The sequence below is a fragment of the Azospirillum sp. Sh1 genome (assembly GCF_008365135.1).
Lineage (GTDB): Bacteria > Pseudomonadota > Alphaproteobacteria > Azospirillales > Azospirillaceae > Azospirillum > Azospirillum oryzae.
In genome coordinates this window covers 75,750-97,343 of record NZ_VTTK01000010.1, presented here as the reverse complement: position 1 = coordinate 97,343, position 21,594 = coordinate 75,750, and the positions used below count along the sequence as shown (strand labels likewise).

The 21,594-nt window shown below is 68.9% G+C and carries 17 protein-coding genes; 12 read left to right on the top strand and 5 right to left on the bottom strand.

The window, feature by feature from the left end; genetic code table 11:
- Positions 1–54: 54 nt before the first annotated feature.
- Positions 55–1,236, top strand: a complete 1,182-nt coding sequence (locus FZ029_RS12730) for an MFS transporter (protein WP_149269579.1) — start codon at positions 55–57, stop codon at positions 1,234–1,236.
- Here the strand turns inward: FZ029_RS12730 and FZ029_RS12725 are convergent.
- A complete protein-coding gene (locus tag FZ029_RS12725; protein WP_149269578.1) occupies positions 1,233–1,997 on the bottom strand; it encodes a class I SAM-dependent methyltransferase in 765 nt (254 codons plus the stop codon). The genes FZ029_RS12730 and FZ029_RS12725 overlap by 4 nt on opposite strands.
- A 101-nt stretch (positions 1,998–2,098) precedes the next feature.
- Here FZ029_RS12725 and FZ029_RS12720 point away from each other — a divergent pair, with 101 nt between their 5' ends.
- On the top strand, positions 2,099–2,953 hold the full coding sequence (locus FZ029_RS12720; protein ID WP_149269577.1) for a helix-turn-helix transcriptional regulator: 855 nt from the start codon (positions 2,099–2,101) through the stop codon (positions 2,951–2,953).
- 358 nt (positions 2,954–3,311) lie between these two features.
- Here the strand turns inward: FZ029_RS12720 and FZ029_RS12715 are convergent, their stop codons facing one another.
- A complete protein-coding gene (locus FZ029_RS12715) occupies positions 3,312–4,088 on the bottom strand; it encodes a hypothetical protein (RefSeq protein WP_149269576.1) in 777 nt (258 codons plus the stop codon).
- Positions 4,089–4,369: 281 nt separating this feature from the next.
- Between FZ029_RS12715 and FZ029_RS12710 the strand changes: the two genes are divergently transcribed.
- The 5 genes from FZ029_RS12710 (at position 4,370) to FZ029_RS12690 (ending at position 11,665) form a co-directional block, all read left to right on the top strand.
- Entirely contained in the window at positions 4,370–4,903 is a 534-nt protein-coding gene (locus tag FZ029_RS12710; RefSeq protein WP_149269575.1) for a helix-turn-helix domain-containing protein, read from the top strand.
- 22 nt (positions 4,904–4,925) lie between these two features.
- On the top strand, positions 4,926–5,216 hold the full coding sequence (locus tag FZ029_RS12705) for a hypothetical protein (RefSeq protein WP_149269574.1): 291 nt from the start codon (positions 4,926–4,928) through the stop codon (positions 5,214–5,216).
- Between the two features lie 349 nt (positions 5,217–5,565).
- The gene (locus FZ029_RS32985; protein WP_188051927.1) at positions 5,566–8,022 is read left to right on the top strand and encodes a hypothetical protein; all 2,457 of its coding nucleotides are present in this window, start codon (positions 5,566–5,568) and stop codon (positions 8,020–8,022) included.
- 525 nt (positions 8,023–8,547) lie between these two features.
- On the top strand, positions 8,548–10,452 hold the full coding sequence (locus tag FZ029_RS12695; protein ID WP_188051920.1) for a MobA/MobL family protein: 1,905 nt from the start codon (positions 8,548–8,550) through the stop codon (positions 10,450–10,452).
- Between the two features lie 220 nt (positions 10,453–10,672).
- The gene (locus FZ029_RS12690) at positions 10,673–11,665 is read left to right on the top strand and encodes a hypothetical protein (protein WP_149269572.1); all 993 of its coding nucleotides are present in this window, start codon (positions 10,673–10,675) and stop codon (positions 11,663–11,665) included.
- Positions 11,666–11,781: 116 nt separating this feature from the next.
- Here the strand turns inward: FZ029_RS12690 and FZ029_RS12685 are convergent, their stop codons facing one another.
- From FZ029_RS12685 to FZ029_RS12675, 3 genes are all read right to left on the bottom strand, one after another.
- A complete protein-coding gene (locus tag FZ029_RS12685) occupies positions 11,782–12,447 on the bottom strand; it encodes an HIRAN domain-containing protein (RefSeq protein ID WP_188051919.1) in 666 nt (221 codons plus the stop codon).
- Between the two features lie 11 nt (positions 12,448–12,458).
- A complete protein-coding gene (locus FZ029_RS12680; protein WP_149269570.1) occupies positions 12,459–12,806 on the bottom strand; it encodes a hypothetical protein in 348 nt (115 codons plus the stop codon).
- 121 nt (positions 12,807–12,927) lie between these two features.
- Positions 12,928–13,506, bottom strand: a complete 579-nt coding sequence (locus FZ029_RS12675) for a recombinase family protein (RefSeq protein ID WP_149269569.1) — start codon at positions 13,504–13,506, stop codon at positions 12,928–12,930.
- A 414-nt stretch (positions 13,507–13,920) separates the two neighbouring features.
- Between FZ029_RS12675 and FZ029_RS12670 the strand changes: the two genes are divergently transcribed.
- Genes FZ029_RS12670 through FZ029_RS12650 form a run of 5 tightly spaced genes read left to right on the top strand, consistent with a single transcriptional unit; the run spans position 13,921 to position 21,398 of the window.
- Entirely contained in the window at positions 13,921–15,048 is a 1,128-nt protein-coding gene (locus FZ029_RS12670; RefSeq protein WP_149269568.1) for a hypothetical protein, read from the top strand.
- Positions 15,048–16,709, top strand: a complete 1,662-nt coding sequence (locus FZ029_RS12665) for an ATP-binding protein (protein WP_149269567.1) — start codon at positions 15,048–15,050, stop codon at positions 16,707–16,709. Before FZ029_RS12670 ends, FZ029_RS12665 begins: the two co-directional genes overlap by 1 nt.
- A 7-nt stretch (positions 16,710–16,716) precedes the next feature.
- A complete protein-coding gene (locus FZ029_RS12660; RefSeq protein ID WP_149269566.1) occupies positions 16,717–18,267 on the top strand; it encodes an ATP-binding protein in 1,551 nt (516 codons plus the stop codon).
- Between the two features lie 33 nt (positions 18,268–18,300).
- Positions 18,301–19,899, top strand: a complete 1,599-nt coding sequence (locus tag FZ029_RS12655; protein ID WP_211104147.1) for a hypothetical protein — start codon at positions 18,301–18,303, stop codon at positions 19,897–19,899.
- Positions 19,896–21,398 carry an ATP-binding protein gene (locus FZ029_RS12650; protein ID WP_149269565.1) on the top strand — a complete coding sequence of 501 codons (1,503 nt, stop codon included), beginning with the start codon at positions 19,896–19,898 and terminating at the stop codon, positions 21,396–21,398. Before FZ029_RS12655 ends, FZ029_RS12650 begins: the two co-directional genes overlap by 4 nt.
- Positions 21,399–21,594: the final 196 nt, after the last annotated feature.

The following is a 21,594-nucleotide window of genomic DNA, read 5'->3' as shown; positions in this document are numbered from 1 at the left end:
TATGGCGCACATCGTCTCCCCAGCACAGTCCTTCTTGGAATGGAGACTTTTGAAATGCCTCTCGCACTGTTGGCGCTGGCGATCAGCGCCTATGCGATCGGGACGACGGAGTTCGTCGTCGTTGGTCTGCTGCCCACCGTGGCGACCGACCTGGGTGTCAGCCTGCCGCTGGCCGGCATGGTGGTCAGCGTCTATGCGCTGGGCGTCACCTTCGGGGCGCCGGTGCTGACCGCGCTGACCGGCCGGGTTCCGCGCAAACCGCTGCTGCTCGGGCTGATGGGGGTGTTCGTCGCCGGCAACCTGCTGGCCGGCGTCAGCCCCAATTACGAGACGCTGCTGGTAGCGCGGGTGCTGAGCGCCTTCGCCCATGGCGTCTTCTTCTCGGTCGGGTCAACCATCGCCGCCGATCTGGTGCCGGAGGACAAACGCGCCTCCGCCATCGCCATGATGTTCTCCGGCCTGACCATCGCCATCGTCACCGGCGTGCCGCTGGGCACCTGGATCGGCCAGACCTTTGGCTGGCGCGCCACCTTCCTCGCGGTGTCGGCGCTGGGCGTTGTCGGCGGGGTGGGCGTCGCGGCGCTGGTTCCGGCGCGGCTCAGCCAGCCGCCGGCGGCCGGTTTGGGGTTGCAGGTCGGCGTGCTGGCGAAGCCGCGGCTTCTGCTCGCCTTCGCGATCACTGCGCTGGGTTATGGCGGCACTTTCGTCGCTTTCACCTTCCTGGCGCCGATCCTGGAGACGATCACCGGATTCTCCAACTCCACCGTCAGCCTCGTGCTGGTGCTGTACGGTGCCGCCATCGCGGTCGGCAACCTCGTCGGCGGCAAGCTGGCCAATCGCAGGCCGGTGCGGGCGCTGGCCTGGCTGTTCGCCTTGCAGGCGCTGGTTCTGATCGTCTTCACCTTCACCGCGGATGCCAAGATCCCGGCGCTGGTCACGCTGGCCGGCATGGGGGCGCTGGCCTTCGCCAATGTTCCCGGGCTTCAGCTCTATGTCGTCCAACTGGCGCAACGCCATGCGCCGGGGGCGGTGGATGTGGCGTCGGCGTTGAACATCGCCGCCTTCAACCTGGGCATCGCGGCGGGCGCCTTCTTCGGCGGGCAGGTGGTGTCCTCCCCGCTCGGTCTCGGCGCCACGCCCTGGGTCGGCGGACTGTTCGTCCTGGGCGGTCTGGTCCTGACGCTGGCGAGCGGGGCGCTCGACCGGCGGGAACAGGCCGTTCCGGCGGTTTGCTAAACCGCATCAGTTTCCAGCGTCAGCGTATCGAGCAGGAAGCTGCCATCCTCGGTGATGTCGAAATGGCTGCGGACCTCGGCCGCCGCGCTCTGCTGGAGCGAGCGGATGGTCTGGGCATGGAGGTCCGGCGTGCGGGTGCGGGCGGTCCAGACCGGGAACTCCATGCGCAGGCGACGCGGGGTCAGCGACCGGACGGCGAAGCCCGCCCGCGCCAGGGCCGCCACCCACTCCGCCGCCGTGTAGTTGCGGACATGGGAGGGATCGCGCAGCACCTCCACCACCTGCAGATGGGTATCCAGCACGGCGGCGGCCGGGGCGACGCAGTCGATGAAGATCGCGGTGCCGCCGGGCGCCAGTACCCGCCGCGCCTCGCGCAGGCCCGCCTCGAAATCGCGCCAATGATGGGCGGTGAAGCGGCAGAGCACCACGTCGAACCGGCCGTCCTCGAAGGGCAGCCGTTCGGCCGGCGCCTGCCGGGTGGCTATGTTGGTCAGGCCGCGCTCCGCTGCGGTGCGGGTCACCGCCTCCAGCATCTCTGGCGTCAGGTCGACGGCCACGACCTCCGCCACATGCGGCGCGGCGCGGTAGCTGACATGGCCGCCGCCGCAGCCCAGATCCAGCACCCGCGCATCGGATCGGCCGCGCAGAGCCTGTTCGATCTGGTCCAGGTCGGCACCTCCGGTATGGACGGCACTGGACACATAGGCGTCGGCGCGCGGGCCGTAGTTCTCGGCGACGACGCCATGGTGGCTTTGGGACATGGAGGAGTTTCCTTGTGACGGGGGGGGCTGATGGGGCAAGCGTCGCGCCGATTTCAACCAGGTACAAGGCGGGTAGTTATCCTGGTATAAACACTGCCACCATGACCTCTGCGACCTCTCAAATCACTGCCGCCGCCGACCCGTCCGCCGAGCGGCGGCGTCTGCTCGGCGCCTTTCTGCGGCGCCATCGCGAGCGGCTGACTCCGGCGGAGGCCGGGTTGCAGGGCGGCTCCACCCGCCGCCGCACACCCGGTCTGCGGCGCGAGGAACTGGCGCAGCTCTGCGGTATCAGCCCGACTTGGTACAGCTGGCTGGAACAGGGGAGGGACGTGTCGGTTTCGCCCCAGGCGCTTGCCCGGTTGGCCGAGGCGTTGCGTCTGACGGCGGCCGAACGAAGCTATCTGTTCGAAATGACGCGCAAGCGCGATCCGGCTGCGCCGCCGGCCGGTCTGAGGGATCAGCCACCGCCGTCGCTGCTGGCGGCGCTGGAAGCGATGACGGCACCGGCCTATCTGCTCGACCGACTTTGGACCGCGGTCGGCTGGAATCCTGCGGCGGAACGGCTGTTCGGCGGCTGGCTGGGGCAGGGCGGCCCAAGTCAAGGCGGTGGGGAGCGCAACCTGCTGCGCTACGTCTTTCTCGACCCCACGGCCCGGAACTTCATCCTGGATTGGGACAATCGCGCCCGCCGCCTCCTGGCGGAGTTCCGTGCCGAAACCGCCCGTCATCCCGAAGACCCTGCGGTGCAGGCGCTGGTCGCCGGGCTGAGGCGGGAGAGCCCGCTTTTCTCACGAATGTGGGACGATCATGGCGTTCTGGAGCGCGAAGGAGGCGTGCGCCGCTTCGACCATCCGCTGGATGGGCCACTGACATTGGAACAGCTGACCCTGCGCCCCGGCGGCCGGTCCGCCTACACGCTGGTCATGCTGCTGGAGCCCGCAGAGGGGACGGCGTAGGAGTTGTCGGATTTTTTTATGATCGGGAAAGTTGGCTGGGGCGCCAGGATCCTCAGCTGCGGAATCAGCCGCTCCCGGAAGGCGTTGAATCTCGGACGTTTTCACCACCCACGCCAGCCAGTGTGCTACAGCCCTGTGCCACAGGCAAGGGCGGATCCGGGCGCCGACGGGAATATGGGGCCGTCGCCGTCGGGCATCCTCCCGTCGTGGGCGGCGGCGATGCCGGACCGGGAAACGTCCTCCGCACCGTCCCGCGTCCGCTCGGGGGTTTGCCGCGCGGCGCGGTGCCGCCGGTCCCGGCATGCCGGACGCGGGACGGCGATCCATCCGACGAAGTCGGACCCGTCCCGCGGACCGGTCAGGGACCGAAAGGGTCCTCGATCTCGGAAAACGGCAGGATGCGGCAGACACCGAGCAATGCGCGCAGGGTCGGCCTCTCGAGTTCCTGGTGCAGGCGGGCGATCTGCTTGTCGGGGACGGCGGTGACGAGGCCTCCCGGCGGCGTTCCGGCGGTCGCCAGGACGTCACCGAGGCGGAGCAGGGCCTTGGTCGACTTACCGGCGTCGGTCTCGACTTCGTAAAGCCGATGGAGCCGGCCGCCGCGCAGGACGACGACGTCGACCTGCGCGAGGCTCCGATCGGCCGCGGCGTGGCCGAGGCTGGGGAGCGTCCGTGTCAGGCGGTCCCGGAGGTCGGGATGCCGGTTGCGGTCGCCCGTCGGGACGAAGACGGTATCGCCCATCAGCAGGTGGGTGCCGGCCAGCAGCCCCTGAAGGCGCTCATGCCGCGACAGGGGACGGGGGACGCCGGGAACGGCCGTCGGCGAGCCGGTGCCTGCGAGGCTGACGGCGCGGATGAGGGAGCCGGGCCGCACCTCGAGGTCGGGATAGCGCCCGGACCGGGCGGGCGGCAGGAGCTTGGCGCGCAACTCGTTGGCGATCTGCGCCGTCGACTTGCCCGCGCGGTGCGGGGCGTGGGCGCTGGCCAGCAGCTCGGCGAGACGGCTCGCATGCAGCCAGCTCCCGAGGCAGCTCGGATCACGCAGCGTAGTCAGGGCATCGCCGACGAGCGACCCGCGCCGGTGGCGGGCGGAAGCATGCGCGGCGGTGGGGGTGAGGGCGGCGGAGTGAAGCATGGCAATCTCCTGGCCTCCGGCCGGCATGATGCCGGCGGCGGGGCAAGGAGGGCGGGATGACCGCCGATGCCGTTGTTGTGCCGGATCGTCCCCGGGGATCGCCACCCCGCCGCGCGGCGGCCGCGCGCTCCGGAGCCGTCAGCTTTGTCGAAGGACCAACGGCCTTGTCCTCCGGGTGCTTCCGGAACCATCCCGCGGATGCGACCCCATATGATCGTCGGCCCCTGCTTGACCGCGCCGATCCACTGATCGGCCGCCGTCGTCATGACAGGAGGCATTCCATGCGAGTCGTCTACATCCACGCCGCGACCGCCGATCTGACCGACGGGGACGCCGCCGCAATCGCCGGCGCCCGGATCGTGCAGGATACCAGCGTCGACCGGGCCGGCCTCGACACGCTGCTCGCCCTCCTCGCGGACGGCGACGATCTCCTCGTTCCAAAGATCGGGCATCTCGGCGCCACCGCCTGCACGACTCTGGCGTCGCTGCGCCGCGCGGCCGACGCCGGCGTTCGGGTTTCCATCCTGCAGGACGGCCTGGACGGCGCCGCCATCCTGCGGGTCGCCGAACTTCTCGAACTCCTGCCGGACGGCGGTGAGGCGGCGGCGCCGGCGCGTCGTCCCTACGGCCACGTGACGCCGGATCGCGTCGCCGAGATCCTGTCCCTGTCCGCGGCCGGCGTCGCGGTCCGGAAGATCGCGATGACGGTCGGGCTGTCGGCCGGCACTGTCATGCGCGTTCGTCGCGACCATCGGGCCGCGCCCGTGCCCCGGCCCGCCGCCGGCTTCGCCGAGTGCCTGGGCAGTGCCGACTGATCCCCGTCCGGGAGGCACGCCCATGAAGCCGAACCGCCACATCCTGATCCATCTCGACGGCCCGCGCTCCCTGAAGACGGTCGCCGTGTCGCTCGAGCGCAGCGTGGTGATCGTCAGCCGCTACACGGCGGACGGGCTCTTCGACTCCGGTGAGTTGCTCGACCGCCCACCGACGCGCGAAGAGGCGTGTGCCGCCATCTGCGCTGCCCACCGGAGCCCCGACTTCAATCTCCTGCCCCCACAGGACCAGGCGGGCATCCTCTGGCGCCTCGCCCTCGTCGCCGCTGGCCTGCCCAGGGCGGCTGGTCCGTAGGACCGACGTGGCAAGGTGGAGTGCACCGGACGGCGGAGCCGGCACCGGCGCCCTTCCGGGAGTGGTGGACGTCGTGATCAACGCTCGGCCGAGGCTTCCTGACCGGAGTCTTGTGGGGTGGGGGCCGGTGTCTATGTCGGGGGCGCTCCGGCGTCGCCGGGGCCGAAATGCGAAGCGCCCGGGGTCGGACCCGGGCGCTCCATCGGTCGAAACGTGTTGCGCCACGTCCGGCACGATCACAGTCGTCGAGATAGGCCCGCGCCTGTCGCCGACAAGCCCGGAAGTGGCCCGAGGAGTGGGCACATGGGACGATCCGCGTTGCCGCGGTTCCTGGTCCGGGCGGGGATGCATGGCTGATCTCAAGGAATCCGGCTGCGCCGCCGCCGCGCCGCCCCCACCGCACTACACCGTCGACGCCCTGCTGCCGGTCGAGGCGCAGGCGGTCCTGCGGCAGGAGGCCGCTGCCTGGGCCGCGGCGGCTCTCGCCGGCCCGTCCGGAAGCGCCCGGACCGTGATCGGCATCCGGGGGGCCGCCGGCCTGGGCAAATCGACGACCCTGCTCGAGGCCGTCCTGCCGCTGCTGCGCGCCGGCCTCCGGGTGGCGTTCTTCGTCCCGCGTCACAACCTCGGGACCGAGCTGGCCGAGAAGACCCTCGCCAACCTCGAAGCCGTCGCCGAGGCCGAGCGTGGGGAGTCCGACCCCCTCGAGTTCTGGGAGCCGCCGGCGCCCCTGCCGCCCGTCGCCGTTCTGCGCGGCCGGGAGGCGATCGACGACGCCGGCGCGGCGGTCTGCGGCCGGGCCGCCTTGGTCAAGGTGCTCCATGGGAAGGGCCTGTCCGCCTTCCGCAATCTGTGCGAGCGCGTTGCCGTTCAGGACGGGGCGCCGGTCACCCTCCGCTGCCCGATGGCGCACCGCTGCGCTCACTACGACCAGTCGAACGATGTCCGGCCGGGCCTGTTCTTCGCGCCGCACGCCTACCTGACGATGCCGGCGCCCAGCGGGCAGCGGAAGCCGGACGCGGTCATCATCGACGAAAGCTGGTGGCAGGTCGCCATCAAGGAGCGCAGCATCACCCTCGAGGACTGGCTGGCCGACCGGGTCTGGCTGGGCGACGCTCCCGTCGATGAAGACGACGGCACCCTCGGACCGGCCCGCGCCTGGCTCGTCAGGCGCGCCGGCCTCGCCCACCAGCTCATGCTCGCCGGCACCGCTCCGGCCGACTGGCCCGCCCACGGCCTGACGGCCGACGACTGCCGGCGGGCCGCGCGGCTGGAGGGAGAGAGCGCCGCGCCGGCCATCGACCCGGCCATGGCGGACACCGCCATCGACGCCGTGCTGGCGGCCCATACCCCCACGCCGGCCTCCCGCCTCGCCGGCCTGTGGCGCGCCCTCGCCGTGGAGATCGAAACCGCCCGCCCCGCGCTCCACTCCGTGACCCTGGGCAAGGCCGGTCCCGCCGACGCCCGCCGGACCGTCATCGCCTGGTGCAAGCGATCCGACCTGCGCGGTGTCCCGGCCGAGGCCCCGGTCCTGCTGCTGGACGCCTCGATGGAGCCGGAGATCGTCCGCCTCTGGTTCCCGACCATCCGCATCGTCCGGCTGGACGTCGAGCGCAAGGCCTGCGTCGTCGGTCTGGCCGACCGCGCGCTGGGCCGATCGTCGCTGGTGGAGCTCGCCGACGAGGACGGCGGCTCCTGCGCCGGCCGGACCTTCGCCCGCAACAACCGGCGCGCCCTGGCCGCCCTGTTCGAGGTCGTCAGCGCGACCGCCGGGCCGACGCTGCTGGCGACGTACAAGGCTATCCTGCCGGCCCTGCGGGACCACGCGGACACCGCCGCCACCATCGCCCGCGCCGTCGCCAAGGGCTCCACGCTCGGCCATCTGGGCGGCCTGCGCGGCTCGGACGCCTATCGCGCTTACGCCGCCGTCATTGTCGCCGGCCGCCTGCAGCCGACCGTTCTCGCCGTCGAGACCATGGCCCGGGCCCTGTTCTTCGACGCCGGTACGCCGCTGGCCTTCCTGGGGGCGAACCGACTGCCGAAGGTGGAGCGCCGGCGCCGCATGCGGGACGGCTCCGACTCCGTGGCCCTGGTCGAAGCCCACCCCGAACCGCGCATCCAGGCTGTCCTCGAGCAGTGCCGGGAGCGCGAGCTGGAGCAGGTGGTCGACCGCCTCCGCCTGATTCACCGGGACCGCCCGGCCCTGGTGATCGTCGCCTCCTCCGTCGTGCTGGACATCACGTACGACGCCGTCCTGCCATGGTCCGACCTCATGCCGTCGCGCGCCGTGTCCGCTCTGGTGCGCGGTGGCGTTCTGCCGGCGAACGCGGGCCAGCGCGCCGCCGCGTGCCCGGATCTCTGGACCACCGCCGACGCCGCCAAGAAGGACGGCCAGCGAACGGGCCAATTGGGGGACAATCCTCTATGGAAGCTCATTCAGAGAGCTTTGTCCCCCAATTGCGGCACGGCGAACACCCTGGCGGTGGACGCGATCTATCGGCGGACCGGGGTGCGCGGCCTGCCATGCGCCGCCAAGGTCCTCGCCGGCCTGACGGACGATGAGATCACGGCGGCGCTGGAGGCGCTCCACGGCGGTGCGATCACGGGCCTGCAGGTGGCCCGTCCGGTCGCGGCGGAAGCCGTTCCGGAGGCTCCGGCGGGTGCGCCCGAGCATGAGCCGGACGCCGATCCGCCCGCCGTCGGCGGGATCGTCGTTCCCTTCCCGGACGCCATCGCCGGCGCCGGCCGCACCGGTGCTGGATCCAACGGCGGCGCCCGGCTCCGCCCGCGGATATCCGCCGCGTAGCCGTCCATCGGACGCCGGTCCGCAGCCCGTCGCTCCACCTTGCCGGCGGGGCGACGGGTGATCGGCCGGATCTCTTCGGCGTTGGGGCCGGCGCCGACCCGACGCCACGCTCTGGATGCCCCCCGCCGGCAGTGCCTGGGCTTGGCGCGGAGCGATCAAGCCGCCGGTCTCGAGCCCCGCCGCGCGCGCCGCTGGCACTCCGGCTCCGGTCGGGGGGTGGCGGGGGGTGGCCCCCCGCCTCATTCCGGATCGGCTTCGGGGCGGCCGCGGCGCTCGGTTCGACCGGCCCGTCCCGGGACCGGAATGGCACCGCGTTCCGCCTTCACACAACGACTCTCACGCCCGCCCGTCCTCGCCCGTTGCGAAGGAGTCGGCCGCCGCCATCTCCCCGGCCCAGAGCGGGCCGCGGCGGAGGGGGGAAGGCGCACTTGTGGGATTAGGCCCTGCGGGACGCCGTGCTGCGCCCGGCTCCTAATCCCCCCGTCCGCCCCAGCCCGCGCCGCTCACAGTTGGGGGAGGGGAAGGATGACCGAGCCGCGGGCCGAAGCGCCCTTCACCTGCTCGGCCTCCTTCATCGGCAAGGAGGGGCACGGCGACGCCGCCGTCGCTGTCGCCAAGGCGCACATCGACTACATCACCCGCGCGTCCGCGCTGACGGAGATCGTCGCCGTCGGCGCGGTCCTGGAGGGCGGAGCGCCGGTCGGTCGGTTGCGCGCCTTCGCCAAGGCGGAGATCGACCGCAAGGCGGCCAGCCGGAGCAACGCCCGCGTCATCGACAAGATCGTCGTCGCGATCCCCTACGAAGTCCCGGACGCCCGCCGCGGCGAGCTGCTGCGCGCCTTCATCCTGGAACTCGCCGGCATCGACACCGTGGCCGGCCTCGGGGAAGCGGTCGCCCTTGCCGCCATCCACGGCGACCCGGCGAACCCGCATGGCCACATCGCGCTGATGGACGGCAAGGAGCCGAAGGCCGCGGCGCGCCGGCGGGCCAAGGCCTCCGGCGCGCAGCGCGTCAGGCAGCGCGACGTCTTCAGGCTGTCCGAGAAGGATGCCGTGGAGCGCGTCCGGGAGACCTGGGAAGCGGTCGCCAACCGCTTCCTCGAGGACCTCGGCGTGCCCGCGCGCATCGACCGCCGCAGCCTGGAAGCCCGCGGGATCGCCCGCCTCCCGACGGCCCATGAGGGGCCGAAGCGCCGCGCCCTCGTCGCGAAGGTCCACGCGGCCGAAGGGCCTGCGGCCGCCGCCGACATCATTCACGTCGACCCGAGGATGGAGCCCATGCGCGCCAATGCCCTTGCCGCCCGCGCCAACGCGGTCCTCGCCGCGGAGGCGGCCCGGATCGCTACCGTTCAGGACGCTGAACGCCGTGCCGCCGCCGCCGAGACCACGGCGGAACTCGAGCGGCAGTCCCGCGCGGAAGCCGAGGCCCGGGCCGAGCGGGAGCGTGCGGCGAAGGACGCCCTGGCCGCGCGCGTCGCCCGTGCGGAGGCCATCCTGCGCGACACCGAGGCGGCGCTCGCGCCGGTCGCCACGGCGGTGGCGGCGCCCATCCTGCCGGCCGACCCGCTGGCCACCAAGGTGCTGGCGACGGCCCGTGCTTCCTACGCGGCCGGCGCCAGGAAGGCCGGCGCCAAGGCCGCCGACCGGGCTGCCAAGGCGACCACCCGCGCCACCAGGGAGGCCGCGCGGGCCGACGACTGGGAGGCGGAGGCGCTGGAGCGCGGGCGGTTGGCTGAGGAGGCGAGCCGCACCGCCAGCCGTCTGCGCCATGAGCTCGAGGACGAGCGGGAGGCCCGTGCCGATGCCGAGAGCCGCGTCGCCGACGAGGCCGACGCCCGCGCCGCGGCCGACGCCCGGGAGGCCGCGGCGACGACACGCGCCAGCACCGCGGAGGCGGGGCTTGAGGCCGCGCGCGCCGACATGGCGGCCGCCCGCCAGCGGGAGGCGTCCCAGCGGGAGCGAAGCGAGCGGCTCAGGGCGCGCCTGACCCACGCGCGGGGCCTCCTCGACGAGATCGACACCGCGATGGCCGGCGTCGAGGCGAGGGAGGGCCTCCGCATCCCGGACTCGGTCCCGCTTCCCGCCCGCGTCGCCCAGATCATCGACGCCGTGCGGCGCGCCGCCTACCGTCGGGGCCTGGCCGAGGGCGCGCGCCGGATGCGCCGGCGGGCCGCCACCATCGCCCACTGGCTGTGGGAGCGCCTCGTCAAGCGCCGCGAGGAGGCGGAGCAGGCCAGGGCGATCGTCACCGCCATGGCCGCCGGCGAACTGACCGGGCGGGGGCCGGACTGGCTCACGCTCCGGGAGTGGCAGCGGGCGCGGGCGCTTTCCAACCTCGTCCGGAACGGCACGCTCACCGTTCCGGAGACGCCCGGCCCCGCCAGGGTCATCCCGTTTCCCCGCCGCAACCGCGACGATCGGGTCCGCTGACGGCGGGCGGCGGTGGCCAACCGGCTGCTTGGCCGCTTCGGTCGCTGGAACCGACCCTCCGACGCGCCCGATCTCGGTGCGTGCGGTCCGCTGCCCGCCACATTCGCAATGTTCCGTACATTCGCAACATTGCGAATGTGACGGGCAGCTTTGGGAATGTTGTGGACAGCTCCGGGAACGGCCCCAACTCCGATCCTGAACACAGACCGAGGAGGCGATCATGGCGAACAGGAAAGTGGTGACCCGGGAAGCGGTCGATGAGGCGATCCAATCGCTCAAGGCGCAGGGGCGCAGCGTGTCCGCGACCGCGATCCAGGGGTTGATCGGCGGAACACGGGCGACGATCAACGCCGTCCTGAGCGATATCAGCGTCGAGGAGAACAGCCACCGCGAGGTGCCCCAACCCAGCGTGGGCGAGCCGGCCATCATCGACGCGTCGGCGGATACGCCGGCCGAACTGCCGGCTGCGGTCGTCGCCCATGCGGAAGCCCTGATGGTGTCCGTGGCCGATACCCTGACCGCGACCATCCGCCATGAACGGGACCGCGCCCGCCAGGAACGGGACGCCGAGCGGGAGGCCCATCGGGCCGCTCTGGAATCCGAGCGCTCGGCCGGGGAAGCCCGTGCCAAGGCGCTTCAGGGCCAGATCGATGCCCTTTCGACCCTGCGCGCCGAGATGCGCGGCCACCTCGAGGAGGCCGGCCTCGAGCAGGAGCGTCTCCAGGAGGTGATCGAGGCGATGGACACGGCACACCGCGCGACGGAGGTCACCCTCGAACGGGCTCATGCCCTGCGCGACGAACTGACCGCCGCGCTGGACGTCGAGCGCAGCCGGGTGAACCAGATGGAGAAGGATCTGCTGCGCGCCCAGGCCGACGCCGCCGAACTGCGGGGTCGCTTCGAGCAGCGCGCCGCCGACCTGGAGGAAGCCAAGGCCGAGGCTCGCGCCTGTCTGGCCCGCGCCGTCCTGGCCGAGGCCGACGCCGCCCGCCTCGCCGATGAGCTGAAGGAACTCCGTGCTGCTTCCGGGCAACGGCCCGCCCGCGACCCGGCTCCAAGGTCCAGGAAGGGCGGTGCCGGCAAAGTTCGGCCACCCGCGCCGACCGCTGCCAAGGAGCGGAGTGTCGACGCCGTCGAGGCCGCCGTTGCCGCGGAGGACAGCCACCCGCCGCTGCCGTTCGGCCCCGCCGGCGCCCCGATCGGGAGCGCGTGACAACCGCGCGAAGACGGCCGGCCCGGACCATCCGTCCGGACGGCCGCGGTCCGGGGCGCTCTCCTCCCGCCCCGGACATCGAGCTCCGCCGCCATTTGACTGGCGGTGACTTCAGATCATTCTCGGACGTCGGCGTTGTCGCGGACGGCGTTCGCTGTCCGATACCGGCGGACCGACTCCGGATCAACCGACCGCCACCACCGGGCGTAGCGCTCGAGGACGACCCTCTCGCGTGTCCTCTCTCGACGTACGCGGGTGAAAGCATGCTCGGCCTCGGCACTCAGCGCCTCGTCCAACAGCCACGCATTGCGGGGCCATAGGTGCGACGGATATACCTCCCACAGCGCCTCGACGGCCCGTTCCTGGTAATCGTTTTCTCTCCGGAACGGACGCGTGGTGCCGGTGGGCAGGTCGATCAGCAGCCGCTCCCGCCACCAGAGCGCCCGACCGTTCTTTTTGCCGCCGTAGGCCCAGCAACGAGGCACCACCCTGGCGTCCATCAGCGGCGCCAAGTGCTCGGCGTCCTCGCAGGGGATGTGTCCCAGCATCCACGGACCCGCCGACCACCAGACCTCCACCGCGTTGCCGTCATACGGGTTCGTCGGAGCGCGCCGCAGCGTCAGGGGTTCCCATGCACCGGGCAACGTGCCCTTCTTCTCCAGCCGGCCAAGGTCGTGGTACGCGCCGCCAGCCAAGTGGAGGTGGAGCAGGTCGCCCACCGGCCGTTCGGCATGTTGGGCAGCCGCGGCCGCGGCAAGCGCGGCCAGCTGGTGCGCCGTCAACGTCGCTCGACTCATGGCGCGCCGGCGCCGCCGCCCTCCCCGGAGAGCGAGTAGGCCAGCCCCGCGTCGCGGCGGCGGGCGTTGGTGACCGCCTCCTCGAGGGTCGTCCGGCGCAGGTCGCATGCCTCGGGCGCCCGGGGCAGCAGCTGCGCCAGATGAGCGGTCTTGAACGCGCCCTGCGACAGGAGTTCGGCAACGTGCCGGAATAGGGCGACGTCGGCCGCGCGGACAATCGCCCTGGCGTCGATCAGGCCCGCGGCCTTCATCGTGGCGCTGCGCCGGCGCGATCGTTCCGCCGGCTTCTGCCGCTCCTCCTCCGGCAGCGGCGACCGCCCCCGCGTCCTCGTCTTCCCTTCCACCTCAGCCTCCCTTTCCCAACGGCTCACGGAAGCGGATGTGGGGCGCCCAGCCCAGGGACGATGATTTTCCTGTGGCGGCACGAGACGGACCTGATCCGATTGTCCGCGTCGGCGGAATCCTTCAGGTCGAGCAATCCGGAGCGTTCTCGGCCCCTGCGCCGAGTGCCGCGTATAGAGCGGTCTTGCCCACCTTGATTCGTGCCGCGACTTCGCGAACGGTGAGGCCCTGGGCCATCAGCGTTCTGGCCCGGCGGAGCTTCTCCTCCGTCACCACCGGCCTTCGCCCGCCCCGGCGGCCGCGGGCCGCGGCGGCGTCGAGGCCGGCGCGGGTCCGCTCCCGAATGAGGTCGCGCTCGAACTGCCCGAGGGCGCCGAAGATGTGGAAGATGAGCCGGCCCCCGGGGGTAGTGGTGTCGATCGCCTCCGCCAGGGAGCGGAAGCCGACACCGCGGGCTTCCAAAGCCTTCACCGTCTCGATCAGATGTGGCAGCGAACGGCCGAGACGCTCCAGCTTCCACACCACCAGCACGTCGCCCTCGCGCGCGAAGGCCAAGGCGGCTGTCAATCCGGGGCGGTCGGCTGAGGCGCCGGACGCCGTGTCCTCGAAGACCCGCGCGCATCCGGCCCTGGCAAGGGCATCGAGTTGCAACGCCAAGTCCTGCTCGGCCGTCGACACCCGCGCGTAACCGATCGCCGCCATCCTGCCACCCCCAACTACTTTCCGGAAACCCGTCCGACAAACTGTAGGTCCGAGAACCCGCCATGAAAGCAGGTTGACGGACAGATTGGTGGCTGGCGGGGAAACGGCCGATTGGCGGACGGCGGGTCGAGCACCCATTGCGGCAGGCGCGAACCTTCAGTTCCATCCAACTGCACACAAAAGATGCTACGGGAGCCTACGACTAACCCTGGTTGCTTCCCGGCCAATCATGAGCATAAAAAAAGAAATAATATTTTATATACATCCTGTGCGACATATTGACAGTGTTGGCTCTGGCAGGGGACGAAAAAATCTATGGAGTATCGCGTACAGCTTGATGAAAGGTCGACGTTACGTCTAAGCTACGGAGACATTTTGGCAGACAATGCATCCTAGGGCTGTGACGAATTTCCTATGGCTTTAAAGACCGTCAGCGATGTCATGAGGGATGTGTTTGATGGATCTGGCTTCAAGTGCCTAGTCCACGAAAAGCGCAATCTCGACGAAGACCCGTATTCGGAATACAGCGAGAGCGACCAACGCATTCGAGGAAAGCTATTTGAGAGTCCAGAGAACAGGGCAATCCGCACAGTGCCGACAACGGGAGTCGATGAGAAGACCCCAAGCATCCTGACATACTTCATGGACGGCTCGCGGCGGGTCTTCCGATTCTCCGATATTATTCTCACGGACGGCCGATATTTTCCAGTTCTTGCTGGCCAAGTTGGAGTCGCCGTTCTCAAGCGATGCGAAGACGGCTCACTGTCACCCATGCGCCAATACCTTCGGTACGAGAATATCCTGGTGTTGCCGAACACTATTGACGGACCGGACCAGCAGGCCATGCGGGACGTCTTGTCCACGAGTATGAAGGTGCAGTTCCAGGTCGCCGACTATGAGGCGGGATCGTCAGGCGGGAATGCCAGCGAGGACTACATCAACAAGGGGACGAAGCGGATTCTGGACCTGATGCATGACCTTGAGCTGGGCGCTGTCGCCAGCATGATGGCAAACCGTGATCTGCGGGACGACGCCATGCTCGTGATCGACGGGAGCCTGCAGTTCAGGAAGGAAGTGCTCGACCGGAACAAGTTCCCCATCGGCCAGCTTGGCAACATGGTCGGGATTAGCAAGTCGTTCACCCCAAGCCAACCCGTCGCCGGAATGAAGGGCGGGAAGCACCTTGGGACGATCCTCCAGGAGTTGGAGTTCGGCCAGCGGACACCCGTGTTCAAGGCGGGGGACGACGTGTACGCCAAGGTCTTGGGTGTCTGGTATCTGCGAATCCGGCCGCGGCAGAAGATGAGCAGCCCGTTGGCGGGGGTTGTTAAGGTCGAGGTCCTGGCCAACGGAAGCGAAACTGACGACGGGCTCAACGGCGACAGGGTCGACCACCTGTCGGCCCTGATCCTATCCGAGCGCAATGTCACCCCCTATGGCTCCGACAATCGCTGGGCCAACCACCTCTACCCGATCCACCTGACGGAAAGCTACCTCAAGTCGGGGTTCCTCTCAGACGTCTACTTCAAGGGACTGCTTTAATGCCCGAGATCATCGGCCGGGTCGTCGCGACCGAGAAGAACCCCTCGACCACGAACAGCGTCCAGTTCTGGGTAGAAAAGGACATGGTGCTCAAGCCCTTCGACGTCGTCATGATTCGGCACATCAAGGGAAGCCACACCTACGCCATCATCACCGAACTCCGCTACCTCACCGACAGCGCCGGATACCTCTCCGACTGGGTGTCGTCCGACTTTGGCGACGTGGCGGCGGAGCCACGCAACGAGCGGATTGGCACCACGGTGGCCGACGCAGAAATCCTATACAACGACCAGGACCTGGAGATGCCGATCCGCAACGGCGCCCCGGTCGAATGGGCCGACTCCGACGGCATCCGCAGGGCGCTAGGGTTGCTCAGCCTGCGGCACCCGGTGCCGGCGGGCTGGTTCCGGATGTCGAACGGCCAGGAGGTCGTCGTCGATTTCGAGGGCAACTACCTGATCGGGCCGGAGGGCGCCCACCTCAACATCGCCGGCATCTCCGGCCTGGCGACCAAGACCAGCTACGCCATGTTCCTGTGCAGCGCCCTGCAGCAGCGCCGGCCGGACGACGTCTCCCTCGTCATCTTCAACGTCAAGGGGTTCGACCTCCTTTCCCTGGACGAGCCGGCCAAGCCCGAGGACCTGTCCGAGGCCGACCAGGCGAACTGGCGCAAGTGCGGGCTGGAGCCCAAGCCATTCGGGAACGTCTCCTATTTCTACCCCTACGCCGACAGCGAGTCCCTGGCCTACAACGCCTCCAAGGTGCCGCGCGACGTCCACAAGCGGCAGCTCGCCGCCGGCACCTGCCACCACTACATCTACCCGGTCGCCTACGGGAAGCAGAGGCTGTCCCTCCTGCTGACCGACATCGACGACGGCACCCGGACGATGGAGGACTGTGCGGCCGAGGTCGCCGAGGACAAGGATGTGGGGAACTGGGGCACCCTGCGGGAGCTGCTGTCGGAGAAGACGAAGGCCGCGGCCAAGGGGAGCGGCCCGAAGCCCGGGGCCATCACGGTGCAATCTTGGCGGAAGTTCTACCGCCTACTCAGGACGCGCACGAAGAACGACATCTTCACCGAGGTGGCGGGCAGCCGCCCGAAGGAGCGCCGCCAGTGCCCGACCGCCGAGGTCCTCAAGCACCTGGGGCCGGGCAAGGTCGTGGTCATCGACATTGAGCCGTTGCCCGACTACCTCCAGACCCTGGTCGTGGGCGACATCCTGGAGCAGATTATCGCGGCCAAGCTGGGCGGCACCGAGGAGCAACAGGACGACCAGCACGACATCGGCCGGGTCGTCATCTTCGCCGACGAGCTGAACAAGTACGCCCCCAAGCAGGGCGGCGGCTCCCTGACCGACACCCTGCTGGAGATCACCGAACGCGGTCGCTCGCTCGGCATCGTCCTGTTCGGTGCTGAGCAGTTCCGTTCCGGCGTGCATGACCGTGTCATCGGCAACTGCGCGACCAATGTGTTCGGCCGGACGTCCGCCGTAGAGATCAAGAAGGCGTCGGAGTACCGGATGCTCAACCAGACCCAGCAGGCGTCCCTTACCCGCCTGCCGCAAGGCACCCTGATGATCCAGCATCCCGTCTTCACGTCGGCCACCGTTAAGGTGAACTTCCCGCGCCCGGCCTACGCGCAGCCGAAGGGCGGGAGGTGAGGTCGCCATGGACGACATCGTCATCGGCTCCCGCATCCTGGACGTCCTCACGACAGGCATGTACCCGGATGGGCTCGACGCTCTCCGGGAGTACGTGCAGAACTCCTACGACGCCATCCGGCGGGCCGAGCGCGCCGAGATCCTGAAGCCCAACTTCGGGGAGGTGGTGGTCGGCATCGACACCGAGAAGCGGGAGGTGTCGATCCGGGACAACGGCCTCGGCATTCCAGCTGCCGAGGCGCGGACGACGCTGCTGAGCATCGGGGCCTCGAAGAAGAGGGTGGGCGATGATGCCGGATTCCGCGGCATCGGTCGCTTGGCCGGCTTGGCCTACTGCGAAAAGCTCGTCTTCTCCACGGCCTACAAGGACGAGGCGCAGGCCACGGAGCTGGTGTTCGATGCCGCAGGTATTCGGAGGAGCATCTCGGCCACGTCGCGCACAGCCGAGAACGAGACCGCGGCCGCATTGCTGGGCCGGATGACCACGCACCGCCTCGTCGAGCGCAAGCCTGGCATGCCGTTCTTCGAAGTCAAACTGGTCGGCGTGAACCCCAAGGCATGCCTCTTCCTGGACGTCGAGGAGGTCCGCGCCTACCTGCGCCAAGTGGCGCCCGTCGAGTTCAACATGCAGTCGTTCGTCTACGGCCACTCAAAGATCAACCCTTTCTTAGATGAGTACGGCGCTCGGCGGACCATAAACCTCACTCTGCTCGCCAACGGCCGGGAGGAGGCGGTCAAGAAGCCCTACAAAACCTACCACGAGGCTGGCAATAAGATCGGCAACCGGGTCGACATAGTGGGCATCGAAACCTGCGTCGACCCGTCCGATCCCCCACGCTGGATCGCTTGGCTGTCCACGGCGCGCGACCTCAAGGGTGTGATCGCGTCCGAAGACGTGCGTGGCATCCGGCTCCGGTCAAACAACATCCTGATCGGCGACCACAGGACATTCTCGCGCGTTTTCGAAAAAGTTCAGAAGTCATACTTCCGAATGAACGGGTACTATTCGGGGGAAGTCCATATCCTGGACACCGACATCATCCCGAACTCGCGCCGCGACTTCTTCGAAGACAACGAGGCGTGGCGCGAGGCGGAGAGGACGCTCATCGACTGGGCGCGCCCGCTTGTTAAGCGCGTTTACCAGAACGTGGACGAGCGCCGGCGCGGGGCCGACCTAGTGGAGCGGGATGCCGACATGGTTTTCGAAGCCGTGGACAGAGAGGCCGCCAAAGGGTTCGCCACCGACGCCCTCCGCGGCCAGGCTATCGACAAGCTCCGCGAGCAGGAGGAGCGGATCGACAAGGCCATGACGGCCGAGCGGACGGCGGAGGAGGCCGAGTCCCTACGCCGCAAAAAGGAGGAGGGCGCCGCCCGCCGCGCGAAGCTGATGGAAGGGCCTCGGTCGTTGATCGACGAAAGCCCCCTGAACCGCGATGAGCGAAAAATCTTGAGGCTGGTTATGGACGTCGTGCACAAGGTCTGCGGTGGTGACTTGGCGACAAGGGCCGCACAGGAAGTGAATAAAAAGCTCAAGGCCAAGCGGGCCAGGAAGGGTTGACGGGCCGATGGACACTGGCGACAGATCCGCGGCGTGGACACGGGGGCGGTGGTGACGGGACGCAACATTCTTCTCATCGAGCCGGGCTACCGGAACAAGTATCCCCCGCTCGGGCTGATGAAGATCGCCCAGTACCATGGGCCGCGCGGCAAGAACGACAACGTCCGCTTCATTAAGGGGGAGGACAAGTCAGTCCTCTCGGTGGGCTGGGACCGCGTCTATGTGGCCACCCTGTTCTCGTTCGAGTTCGACCGGACCGCCCACGCCATCGACTTCGCGGTGAAGGCGGCCAACGGCCAGCGGGAAAAGGTGTTTGTCGGCGGCATCGCGGCCTCCCTCGCGCACGACCACTTCAAATCGGAGCGGCGCTGGCACGGTATCCGCTTCATCAAGGGCCTCCTCGACAAGGCCCCGGCCGTCTCGCTGCAGTTGGACGATTTCGCGGAGGAACTCTACTCCGACGACCGGACCGGCTCGCCGATCGAGGACCTCGTGCCGGACTACGGCATCCTAGAGCAGGTGAAATACCGCTATCCCGTTCGGGATGCGTACTTCGGCTATGCGAGCCGCGGCTGCATCCGGAAATGCCACTTCTGCGGCGTGCCTGTCCTTGAGGGGCCGCAGCGCGACGCCACGTCCCTCACGTCTCTGGTATCCGCCGTGGACAAGATCTACGGGCCGAAGCGCGACTTGGTCCTGATGGACAACAACATCACCGCGTCGGCCCGCTTCCGCGACATCATCGCGGAAATTCGAGACCTGGGCTTCACCCCGGGCGAGAAGCTCAAGCGCGAGCATGAGCGCGTCGGGTCGCTCCGGCGGGTGGACTTTAATCAGGGGGTCGATGCCCGCATCCTGGCCGGTGACCCGATGTACCTTAAGGAGCTGTCGACCATCTGCCTGTCCCCGCTGCGGATCGCCTTCGACCACATGGGCCTGCGGAAGCCGTACGAGAAATCGGTCCGCATCGCACACGAGTTCGGCATGAAGGACCTCTCCAATTACATGCTGTTCAATTTCCACGACAGCCCGGCTGACCTGTTCGCGCGCATGCACCTGAACGTGCGGCTCAACGAAGAGCTCGGCATACGTATCTGGTCATTCCCGATGCGCTACCAGCCCGTCAACCGGACCGACCGCAACCATGTGGGCGAGAGGTGGACGCGCTATCAGCTCCGCTCGGTGCAGATCGTCCTGCAGGCCACCCACGGCATCGTGAGCGGCAATCCGGAGTTCTTCGCCAGGGCCTTCGGATCCACGGCCGCGGAGTTTGAAGAAATCCTGTTCATGCCGCACGACTACATCTTCTTCAGGGACTGGTTCGAATCGGGTGGCGGCCAGGCTGTGCGCGACGAGTTCGCGGCCGAGGCGCGACGCCTGACGCCGGAGGACCGGGCCGAGCTGCTGGGTTTGCTCTCCTCCTGCCCGCCGAGCGGCATCGCCGGACTGGGCGCCATGACCGCAAACCCGGCCCTGCGCCGGATCCTTCCCTACTACGTGCCCATGAGCAAGGAGGAGTGCGACCGCAAGTCGAGGGAACTCAGGCAGGCCAAGGCCGCGCTGCCCGTGCCGGCGGAGGAGATGGTCGAGGATGCCGGGCTCGACGACAACCTGGAGATGGCCGCGGCATGAACGGCGCCGAGATCGTAATCGGCAAGGACATCCTGGAACTCCTCAGTTCTGCGATGTACGTGGACACGCTCACCGTCTACCGGGAGTACGTCCAGAACGCTGCCGACGCCCTGGCGGCCTCTGTGGAGGCGGGACTGCCGCCCGACCCGGCGGAACCCCAGGTTGCCGTCACCATCGACCCGGGCGCGCGCACCGTCAGGATCAGGGACACAGGGACCGGCGTTCCCGCGGACGCGTTTGTGGCCCGCATGACGGCCATCGGCGCTAGTCCTAAGCGCGGCACCGCCGCGCGCGGCTTCCGGGGCGTGGGCCGCTTGGCCGGGCTTGCCTACTGCCGGGAGTTGACGTTCCGCTCGCGAACCGCTGCAGGCGAGCCGGTGCTGGAAATCCGATGGGACTGCGCCAAGCTCAAGTCACTGCTCCGGTCGACCGAGTACGCCGCCGGACTGCCGCAGTTCGTCGCCGATATCGTGGACTTGAGCGAGGCCGCGGACCCTGCGCGGTATCCGGACCGCTTTTTCGAGGTCGAGATGGGCGGCATCATCCGGCACCGGAACGACGCCATCCTGGACGCCGGCACGGTGTCGGAGTACCTGTCGCAGGTGGCCCCGGTGCCGTTCTCGGCGGAGTTCACGCTCGGGGCTGAGATCGACGCGTTCCTGCGACGGCATACCGCTCCGGGGGCCATCGAGATCCGCGTCAATGGCGGCGAGCCACTCGTCCGTCCCCACCGCGACGCCTTCGAGGCCGACGACGGGAAGCCCGACGCCTTCACCGACGTCGAGTTCAAGGAGTTGCCGGGACAGGATGGCGGTGTGGCCGCCGTAGGGTGGCTGCTCCACCACGGCTATCGAGGGGCCATCCCGAACGCGGCGCTGGTGAAGGGGCTGAGGTTCCGGTCCGGCGACATCCAGGTCGGCGGCCACAACCTTGCCGAGGACCTATTCCCGGAACCGCGCTTCAACAGCTGGACCGTGGGCGAGATCCATGTTCTCGACCCGCGGATCCTGCCCAACGGGCGCCGCGACAACTATCAGGAGTCAGTCCATCTCCGCAACCTGCGGAACCATCTGTCGCCAATCGGACGTGACATCGCCAAGCGATGCCGCACATCATCGGCCAGGCGGAAGTGGCTCCGCGAATTCGAACTCTACGAAACTGTGGCCAAGGAGAAGATGGCTATCCTCGCCCAGGGCACGCTGGGCGAGGTGGCGCGCAACGCCATGGAGGCCGAGGTGGAGCGCTCCATCTCCCCAATGGCCAAGATCGCGGCAATGGAGGACTTGGCCGCGGAGGCGGAGGCGAGGCTTTGGCCGAAGCTCGAGGAACTTCGCAGAGAGTTGAACACACTTGCCGACCGGACAGAGAGCCCGATGGCGCGGCTCCCGGCCGAGAAGCGCGCCATGTACGAACACCTGTTCGAACTCGTCTACGATTGTTCGACAAATAGGGTCGCAGCCAAGGCCCTCGTTGACAGGATTATGCTCAAGATCCTGTAACCCCGACATCCGAAGGCCAACTCCCCGGTGTGATCGTGCAGAGTCATCCGCGCCCTCAATGCCGTCGCTTCAGCAATGAAGAAAGCTGGTAGGCATGCGCGCATCGCCGCCGCGGTCGAGCAGCTGCCTGGACGGTCTGGACTGAGCAGCCGAGATCCAGACTTGCCGGGTAGTGTCGCTTTCCGAGGCGCTCAAG